This window comes from Trebonia sp. (assembly GCF_030042015.1).
Taxonomy (GTDB): domain Bacteria; phylum Actinomycetota; class Actinomycetes; order Streptosporangiales; family Streptosporangiaceae; genus Trebonia.
On record NZ_JASIAL010000109.1, the window covers coordinates 1 to 8728 of the forward strand.

The 8728-nt window shown below is 72.3% G+C and carries 9 protein-coding genes; 6 read left to right on the forward strand and 3 right to left on the reverse strand.

What is annotated here, in order from left to right:
* A partial coding sequence (locus Q1N79_RS05420) for a dihydrofolate reductase family protein (protein WP_300605204.1) occupies window positions 1–536 on the forward strand: 536 nt, incomplete at its 5' end.
* 41 nt (window positions 537–577) lie between these two features.
* Window positions 578–2515, forward strand: coding sequence for an FHA domain-containing protein (locus tag Q1N79_RS05425; RefSeq protein WP_300605206.1), 1938 nt, complete (start codon window positions 578–580; stop codon window positions 2513–2515).
* Between the two features lie 73 nt (window positions 2516–2588).
* Here Q1N79_RS05425 and nucS read toward each other — a convergent pair whose 3' ends face one another.
* Complete coding sequence (gene nucS, locus Q1N79_RS05430; RefSeq protein ID WP_300605208.1) at window positions 2589–3245, reverse strand: endonuclease NucS; 657 nt, start codon at window positions 3243–3245, stop codon at window positions 2589–2591.
* A 57-nt stretch (window positions 3246–3302) separates the two neighbouring features.
* Here nucS and Q1N79_RS05435 point away from each other — a divergent pair, with 57 nt between their 5' ends.
* Genes Q1N79_RS05435 through Q1N79_RS05445 form a run of 3 tightly spaced genes read left to right on the forward strand, consistent with a single transcriptional unit; the run spans window position 3303 to window position 5094 of the window.
* Window positions 3303–3575: an ATP/GTP-binding protein gene (locus tag Q1N79_RS05435; RefSeq protein ID WP_300605210.1), complete on the forward strand. Its 273-nt coding sequence runs from the start codon at window positions 3303–3305 to the stop codon at window positions 3573–3575.
* Between the two features lie 20 nt (window positions 3576–3595).
* The gene (locus Q1N79_RS05440; protein WP_300605211.1) at window positions 3596–4327 is read left to right on the forward strand and encodes an alpha/beta hydrolase; all 732 of its coding nucleotides are present in this window, start codon (window positions 3596–3598) and stop codon (window positions 4325–4327) included.
* Window positions 4324–5094: an SDR family NAD(P)-dependent oxidoreductase gene (locus Q1N79_RS05445; protein ID WP_300605213.1), complete on the forward strand. Its 771-nt coding sequence runs from the start codon at window positions 4324–4326 to the stop codon at window positions 5092–5094. The genes Q1N79_RS05440 and Q1N79_RS05445 overlap by 4 nt, the downstream gene beginning before the upstream one ends.
* A 191-nt stretch (window positions 5095–5285) precedes the next feature.
* Here the strand turns inward: Q1N79_RS05445 and Q1N79_RS05450 are convergent, their stop codons facing one another.
* The gene (locus tag Q1N79_RS05450) at window positions 5286–6701 is read right to left on the reverse strand and encodes a DivIVA domain-containing protein (protein WP_300605215.1); all 1416 of its coding nucleotides are present in this window, start codon (window positions 6699–6701) and stop codon (window positions 5286–5288) included.
* Window positions 6702–7013: 312 nt separating this feature from the next.
* On the reverse strand, window positions 7014–7436 hold the full coding sequence (mce, locus tag Q1N79_RS05455) for a methylmalonyl-CoA epimerase (protein WP_300605217.1): 423 nt from the start codon (window positions 7434–7436) through the stop codon (window positions 7014–7016).
* Window positions 7437–7485: 49 nt separating this feature from the next.
* On the opposite strand from mce, the gene Q1N79_RS05460 reads away from it, so the two are divergent.
* Window positions 7486–8667 (forward strand): acetyl-CoA C-acetyltransferase, encoded by a 1182-nt coding sequence (locus Q1N79_RS05460; protein ID WP_300605219.1) that lies wholly within the window; start codon window positions 7486–7488, stop codon window positions 8665–8667.
* Window positions 8668–8728: the final 61 nt, after the last annotated feature.

An 8728-nucleotide genomic window follows, 5' to 3' on the forward strand; every position in this document is an offset into this window, starting at 1 on the left:
GTGCCGCCGCCGGCCGGCCGCCGCAGCCGCTGCGGGTCACGCTCACCGGCACCGGCGCCCTTGACCCGGCCGCCCGCTTCTTCACCGGCCCGGGCACCCCGCTTGTCTACTGCGCCTCGCGCGCCGTCGCGGCTGCCCAGGCCAGGCTCGGGGGGAGCGCCGAGGTCATCGACGCGGGCGACCCGCCATCCCTGCGCACCGTCCTGCACGACCTTTATTCCGAACGATCCGTGGCGACTGTCCTCGTCGAGGGCGGCGCCCGGATCCTGCGCGACATCCTCGCGGCGGACCTCGCCGACGAGCTGCGCCTCGCGATCGCCCCGTTCTTCGTCGGCGACGCCAGCGCGCCGCGCTTCGGCCTGCCCTCCGCCTACCCGCACACCCCGGCGCGCCCGATGACGCTGGCCGCGGCCCGTCGGCTCGGCGACATCGCCGTGCTGCACTACCTGCTGAGCGATCGCGAGCGCCCGCCCGCCCTGCCCCCGCCGGGAATCGTGGACGCTGGCGGACGGCGGCGCTACGGTATTGGCGAGTGACGACGTCACGCGGTTTTGCGGGCGGGGACGGGAGATGCGCGGTGAAAGCTTCGATCATCGGGGTGCGGGGCGACCTGGTCGGCAGGCGCTTCGCGGTGGGCGGCGCGCCGGTCACGTTCGGCCGCGACGAGAACAACGACGTCGTCATCGATGACCTGTCCGCCTCCCGGCTGCACGCCGAGCTCCGGCAGGAGGCCGACGGCTATGTCCTCGCCGACCGGGGCAGCAGCAATGGCACCTGGGTCAACGGCGCGGCCGTTACGGCCCACCGGCTCCGGCCGGGCGACGAGATCATGATCGGGGACCAGCTGTTCCGCTTCGAGGTGTCGGACGCGGAGGCCAAGACCGTCCGCGCGGGCGTGCTTCGCTCCGGCGAGCTTGTCGACCCCGCGTCGGTCCTGCGGGTGACCGTCAGCGGCGGCGGCCCGGTCGGCCTGACGTTCGCGCTGATGCTGGCGGACCTGATGGGGCCGCGGGTGTCGATCCGGGTCTACAACGGCCGCTGGAAGCGCGACGGCCACCGGGTGGTGTGGAAGGGGCCCGAGGACCGGTACGTCCCGCGCCAGCAGGTCGTGACCATCCAGAGCCGCCAGTTCCTCAAGCTCCCGCAGGAGCTGCAGGACCACCTGTTCACCCCGGGCAACTTTACCGAGATGTGGCCGAAGGGGCCGGACTCGATCCAGGACTTCGGCCCCCGCAACATCCGCATCGCCTATGTCGAGGAGCGCCTGCTCGACCTGGCTAACCGCAAGCGCGGCCAGATCGAGCTCATCCCCGCGCCCTTCGACGCCGACGCCGCCCACGACGAGATAGCCGGGCAGCACGTGCTGGCGATCTGCGAGGGCAGCCGGTCGCGCACCTTCCAGCATTTCGCCGACAAGTTCGGCGCGGCCGACCCGACCCTGTACGCGCTCGACGGAGAGCAGGTTTCCGACTTCGTGCTCGGCCTGCGCGTGAAGTCGACGCTGCCCGACCCGATGGCGGTCCTGCTGACGGTGTCGCAGAACCGGTTCCTGCTGAACTCGCTGCGCGGCGAGGGATTCCTGAACATGCGGCTCACCGCCTCCGAGGCGAAGGAAGCGGTCGGGATCGACCCGGTCAGGCAGCTGTTCACCGGCTGCATCCAGACCGAGCCCTGCCTGCTCGAGCGGACCCCGAGCGGGGAGTTCACCTGCGGCACGCACCACACGCTGTTCCTGCCGGCCCTGCTGCGCGGGTCGGCGTTCTGGTCGCGGGTGCAGGAGGGGCTCACGCTGTTCGGCGTCCCGCCGGAGAACCTGACCGCGGTGACCGGCTTCCAGCTGAGCATGGTGCAGCGGCCGCGGTTCTCGGCCCGGCTGTTCCCGCCCACCGCGAAGACGCCGGGGACGTTCGGCTTCCTGCTTGGCGATGCCGCCAACGCCATCCACTTCTGGCCGGGGCGCGGCCTGAACAGCGGGCTGGTGTCGGCGATATCCCTGGCCCGGTGCCTGGCCAGGCCCCGCCACGGCACGACGCTGCGGGACGCCGACTTCGTCCGGCACGAGGCCGTGATGTCGATGCTGCAGTACCGGCACAAGACCCGGGCGTGGCTGCAGATGGTCACCGCCGACGACACCGGCGACTTCCGCGCGATCAAGGACATCATCTCCCAGGGCATCGCGGAGGGCGACGAGGGGACCTTCGACGCCGACGCCGACCGCGAGGCCCTGCTGGCGCGGCTGATCCAGATCAGGGAGCGCCTGGCGCCGCGCATCGCGGGGATGCCCGACGACGACACGCTGCGCGCGCACCTGGATTCGCTCGGCGGCCCGCTGATCCACACGCTGCTGGTCAGCGGACCGTGGGACACGACGAACGTCGGCGGCGAGGAGGTCGACGTCGACTGGCTCCTCGAGGGACCGCAACAGGAGCAGGCGGCCACCCCCGGCCCGCCGCCCAGCCCGCCCGCCACTCCGCACCCCGCCCCCGCCCCGACCGCCCAGCTCGCCCGCCAGTAGCTCACCCACCCCGGCCGCGCCGCTTTTCTGGCGCAGGGGGCCCCGCCGCCAGTCCGGGTTCTCGGTGCGAGCCTCAGAACAGCGTGTTTTCCGGCTCGATGCCGCGCATGGTGTCGTAGTCGAGCGTGACGCAGCGGATGCCCCGGTCGGCCGCGAGCACGCGCGCCTGCGGCCTGATCTCCTGGGCGGCGAAGACGCCGTGCACGGGCGCCAGCAGCGGGTCCCTGTTGAGCAAGTCAAGGTACCGGGTCAGCTGCTCCACGCCGTCGATCTCGCCGCGTCTTTTGATCTCGATGGCGACGTGCGCGCCGTCGCCGTCGCGGCACATGATGTCGACCGGGCCGATCGGCGTCGGGTACTCGCGGCGGACGAGCCGCCAGCCGTCGCCAAGCAGGTGCAGCTGCCCGGCGAGCAGCTCCTGCAGGTGCGCCTCGACGCCGTCCTTGACCAGGCCGGGGTCGGTGCCGAGGTCCACGAACGTGTCGCTGAGGGTTTCCTCGATCGTGATCGTCAGCGTCTCGCCCGCCTTGTTGGCGACCGTCCACCTGTCCGGCTGCTCGGTCAGCCGGCACGGCGGCGACATCCAGTTCAGCGGCTTGTACGAGCCGCCGTCCGAATGCACGAGCACGGACCCGTCGGCCTTGACGATGAGCAGCCGGAGGGCGGACGGGAGATGAGCGGTGAGCCTGCCGTCGTAGTCGACGCTGCACCGGGCGATGACGAGCCGCACGGAACGCCACTGTAGTGTGAACCGCCGGGTACCAGCACCTCGCTAGGCTGGATGATCGTGAGTCCGCGCAAGACCCGGCGAGCCCGGCCCGAAGCGCCGGCCGCGCCGCTGGGTCCCGAGCGGATCGAAGAGTGGCCGGACGGTGACTGGATCGTGCGCCAGGTGCCGGGCACGGCGGCCGCCAAGGCGTACCGCTGCCCGGGCTGCGATCAGGAGATCTACCCTGGTACGGCCCACGTGGTGGTGTGGCCGGCGCACGCCGGCGTGACGTCGAGGCGGCACTGGCACACCGCGTGCTGGCAGCGGCGCCTGCGGCGTCACCCCGGCTGACCTAACCGCGAGAGGAGACCGTGAACCAGATCAGGGCCGCGACGGTCCTTCCGGCCAGGCGGACGCCGATCACGATAGCGACGGTGGACGGCCTGAACCTGGTCGGCGAGCTGGCGCTGCCCGCCGAGCGCGACCCGGCCGCCACGCTGATCTGCCTGCACCCGCTGCCGACCCACGGCGGCATGATGGACAGCCACGTGATCCGCAAGGCGTCCTACCGGCTGCCCGCGCTCGCCGGCCTGGCGGTGCTCCGGTTCAACACCCGCGGCACCGAGTCCGGGCACGGCAAGAGCGACGGAGAGTTCGGCGGCGGGCAGACAGAACGGCACGATGTCGAGGCGGCCGTCAGCTACGCCGCCGGCGCGGGGCTGCCGCGGCTGTGGCTGCTCGGCTGGTCGTTCGGCACCGAACTGGCGCTGAAGTGGGGCGTGCTGCCGCAGGTGGAGGGCGCGATCCTGCTGTCGCCGCCGCTGCGCCGCGCCACGGACGAGGACCTCGACGCCTGGGCCGCGTCCGGCAAGCCGCTGACCGCGCTTGTACCGGAATTCGACGACTACCTGCGGCCGGGGGAGGCGCGCCAGCGCTTCGCCCGGGTGCCGAAGGCCGACGTCATCGGCGTGGATGGTGCCAGGCATCTGTGGGTGGGGGAGAACTACGTCCGCATCGTGCTTGGCGAGATCGTGCGGGTGGTCAACCCGGCGGCGCTGAACGAGTCGGCGGAGCTGCCGACGGAGTGGGAAGGAGAGCCGTGACACAGCAGCTGTTCCGCCTGGACGGCAAGAAGGCCCTGGTGACCGGCGCCTCGCGCGGCATCGGGCAGGTGATCGCGGTGGCGCTCGCCGAGGCGGGCGCCGACGTCGCGCTGACCGCGCGCGGCGCCGAGGGGCTCGCGGTCACCGGCAAGCAGGTACGCGACCTCGGGCGCGAGGCGGTCGAGATCCCGGCGGACCTGACCAGCCGGGAGGCGGCGGGCGCCGCGGTGGCCGAGGCGATCGCCATGCTCGGCCGGCTCGACATCGTGGTCAACAACGCGGGCGGCTCGAATTTCGTGGTGCCGTTCCTGGACATGCGGCTGTCCGGCTGGGAGAAGGTGCTCCGGCTGAACCTGGACGCCACCATGTGGATCTGCCAGGCCGCGGGCGCGCACATGACGGCCCGTGGCAGCGGCTCGATCATCAACGTCGCCTCGGTCGCGGGCCTTGCCGCCGCGCCGTTCCTGGCCCCGTACGGCGCCGCCAAGGCCGCGGTGGTCTCGCTGACGAAGACGCTGGCGAGCGAGTGGGGCCGGACCGGCGTGCGGGTGAACGCCCTGTGCCCGGGCTGGACCGCGACCGAGCTGAACCGCGTGCTGTGGGACAGCCCGGACGGCGGCCAGGCGACGATCGCGAACGTGCCCATGGGCCGCTGGGGCAGGGCCGAGGAGATGGCGGGCCCCGCGGTGTTCCTGGCCAGCGACGCCTCGTCGTTCATGACCGGCCAGGTGCTCGCCGTCGACGGCGGCCAGACCGCGATGGCCTGACCCGCCGCCCCTGCCCCCGCGCCCCGGCTCGCCCGCCGCGCGCATATAGCCGCCGGGACCTTGCCAGCCTGGCAGCACCCGAAACGCGCAACGGCGACTCATTGCCGGTGCGGCGAAAAGCGACGTGGTGCCCCCCGGCTACCAGCCGGGGGGCACCACAATCCCGCGAAGCCGTCAGCCGGGAGACCGGCTTACTCGGTCCACCAGTCTTCGTCGCTTTCCGGCTTGCCCGCCTCCGCCTTCGGCGCGCCGGCGCCGTTGCCAGGACGCGGTGCCTGGGCGGTCGCGGTGCCGCCGTTCCCGGCCGCCTGCCGGACGGCGGCCGGCGCTGGCGCCGGGGCCGGGGCCTGGGCCGGGGCCGGGGCGGGCGCCCCCGGGGCGCCGTTGGTGACGGGCGTGCTCTCGGCGATGGCCGGCTTGGCCTGGGCAGGGCCCTGGGCGACGGCCTCCATGCCAGGGATCGCGCCGCCGAGCTGCCCGCCGAGCAGCTGGCGCACCTGGGCGAGGTGGCTCGCGATGTTGTCCTTCTGCCTGGTCAGCTCGTCGACCTCGCGCTGCGCGGTCACCCGGCGGCGCTCGGCCTCGGTCTTGGCCTCGGTCATCAGCTGCTCGGCCTGCGACTTGGCCTGCGACACGATCTGGTCGGCGTTCTTCTTGGCGTTGCTGACCAGCTGCCTGGCGTGCTGGTCGGCGTCGCGCCGGGTCTGGTCGGCCTGCGCGGACGCCTTGGCGGCCCGCTGCTCGGCGGTGGAAGCCCGCTGCTCGGCCTCGGAGACCAGCTTCTGCGTGGCGGCCTGGGCGGCGGCGAGGCGCTCGGCCTCCTGGCGCTCGGCCTCCTCGCGGCGCGCGGCGAGCTGGATCTCGAACTCGGCCTCGGCCTGCGCCCGCTGCGCCTCGCTCTCCTCCAGGATGCGCTGCGCCTGCGACCGCATTTCGTCGGCCTGGCGCTTGGACGTGGTGAGGATCTCGTCCCGCTCCCGCTTGGCGGCCGCCTTGAGCTGCGCCACCTCGCGCTCGGTGGTGGTGCGCAGCTTGGCGATGTCGCGCTCGGTGGCGGCGCGCTTCTCGGCGACCTCGTGGTCGGCGGTGGCACGCAGCTTCGCAACCTCGCGCTCGGTGGTCGAGGTCAGCTCGTCCGCCTCGCGCCGCGCGGTGGTACGGATCGAGTCCGCCTCGCGCTCGGCCGCGCCGCGCATGTCGTCGGTTTCACGCTTGGCGTTGGCCCGCAGTTCCGCGGCCTCGTTCTCGGCTGCCGCGCGCAGCTCAGCACCGTCAACCTTCGCGGCGGCCTTGATCTCGTTGGCCTCGGACCGAGCGGCCTGGACGAGTTCGGTGGCCTGCTCTTCGGCGAGCCGCAGCAGTTGCTCGATGCGCGCGCCAAGGCCCGAGTACGTCGGCCGCTCCTGCTCCCGGATCTGCCGGTGCGCGTCGGCGAGATCGCGTCGCGCGGCCAGCGCGTCTTCCTGGTGCCTGCGGACCTCGGTGGCGAGCTGACGGATGTGCTCGTCGACCTGGTGGGGATCGTAACCGCGCATGACCTTGGCGAAGTCGCGCGGTGGAGTCTCTTCGAAGAAGCTGGTCAGTTGAGCGTCAATATCCGATTGCATGTGGCCTAATCCTGGCTAGACGGGGGAAACGGCAGGCGGGGTCAGCGGCCGGGTAATCGCCGGCGGCCAGCGGACCGCACCACCCCACCCCTCGTCAGCCCGAGCCTGTGGCCCCGAAGGACTGTGGCGCTGCATCGCGGACTCCGGCGATTTTCTCGCCCAGTGTCAGGCACACTACTCCGCCGCCGCGCGGTTGGTGGGGTCTTCGGAGTTCTCTGCCCCATGAATCCCGGTTAGCGGCTTTGGTCGTGCCTGCCCTGGAAGTGTACGGGTCTGGCGTGCCTCATGAGTCCCCAGATTGCCGGGCAAAGATCACGTTTCGCGCACGTCTCGCGGCTGCACGAGTTCAGTCAGTACCCCACCGAGATCAGCGGGGTGCAAGAAGGCGATCGAGGCGCCCATCGAACCGTGCCGCGGACGCCGGTCGACGAGCCGCGCACCGCGCCCGCCGATCGCGTCGAGCGCCGCGGCGACGTCGGCTACCGCATAGCCCACGTGATGCAGTCCCTCGCCCCGCCTGGCGAGGAACCTGCCGACCGGGGTGTCCGGCCCGAGCGGTTCGAGCAGCTGCACGTAGGAGGAACCGTCCGGCAGCGCCAGCATCGCCTCGCGCACCCCTTGCTGCTCGTTGGTCTCGCGGCTGACCACCGTGAGCCCGAAGACCGATTGATACCGCTCGACGGCGGCTTCCAGCGAGTGGCAGGCGATGCCCACGTGATCGATCCGCAGCAGCATGCTGGGTATCGTTTCAGGTAGGTGTCACAGCACAACGCAGGAGGCCGGCATGGGCGACCCAGTGATCATCGGCGGAGCACGTACCGGGATCGGCCGGCTGCTTGGATCGCTGGCCGGCTTCACCGCCGCCGAGCTCGGCGGCTTCGCGATCACGGGCGCCCTGGACCGCGCGGCCATCGAGCCCGCCGACGTCCAGTACGTGATCATGGGCCACGTGCTGCAGGCCGGCGCCGGGCAGATCACGTCCCGCCAGGCGGCGGTCAAGGCAGGCATCCCGATGACCACGCCGGCCACCACGGTCAACAAGGTCTGCCTGTCCGGCCTCGACGCGATCGCGATGGCGGCGGACCTGGTCAGGCTCGATGAGTACGACGTCATCGTCGCCGGCGGCATGGAGTCGATGAGCAGCGCGCCGCACGTGCTGGGCAACTCTCGCCGCGGCTACAAGTACGGCCCGGTCGAGATCGCCGACTCGATGGCGCTTGACGGCCTGACCGACGCCTTCGACGGGCTGTCGATGGGCGAGTCGACCGAGCTGCACAACAAGAGGTTCGGCATCAGCCGCGCCGAGCAGGACGAGTTCGCCGCCCGGTCACAGCAGCGGGCGGCGCGGGCCGCGAAGGACGGCATCTTCGCCGACGAGATCGTCCCGGTGACGATCGGGCACAAGCGCGACACGACGACCTTCGACGCGGACGAGGGCATCCGCCCCGACACCACCGCCGAAGGGCTGGCCAAGCTGCCGCCCGCCTTCGGCGCGGACGGGACGATCACGGCCGGGTCCTCCTCGCAGATCTCCGACGGCGCCTGCGCGGTCGTCGTCGCCTCGGCGGCCGCCGCGCGGCGGCTGGGCGCCAGCGTGCTCGCCGAGGTCGGCGCGTGGGGCACGGTGGCCGGGCCGGACAACTCGCTGCACTCCCAGCCCGCCAACGCGATCAAGAAGGCACTCAAGAGGTCCGGCCAGACCGTCGGCGAGCTGGACGTTATCGAGATCAACGAGGCGTTCGCCGCGGTCGGCATCCAGTCGATGCGCGAGCTGGACGCTACCCCTGAGCAGGTGAACGTCAACGGCGGCGCGATCGCGATCGGCCACCCGATCGGGGCCTCGGGCGCCAGGCTCGCCGTGCACCTGTGCTACGAGCTGGGGCGCCGCGGCGGCGGCCTGGGAGCCGCCGGGCTGTGCGGCGGCGGCGGCCAGGGAGAGGCGCTGCTGCTGCGGGTTCGTGGCTAGCGTCGCGGGCAGCGAGGCCGCGGCCGCCGAGATCGACCGGGCGCGGGCCGGCGACACCCGC

Excerpts from the sequence above, each read along its gene's own strand:
- Q1N79_RS05450 (WP_300605215.1), bottom strand. The coding sequence starts at position 6,701 with ATGCAATCGGATATTGACGCTCAACTGACCAGCTTCTTCGAAGAGACT.
- mce (WP_300605217.1), bottom strand. The coding sequence starts at position 7,436 with ATGCTGCTGCGGATCGATCACGTGGGCATCGCCTGCCACTCGCTGGAA.
- Q1N79_RS05460 (WP_300605219.1), top strand. The coding sequence starts at position 7,486 with ATGGGCGACCCAGTGATCATCGGCGGAGCACGTACCGGGATCGGCCGG.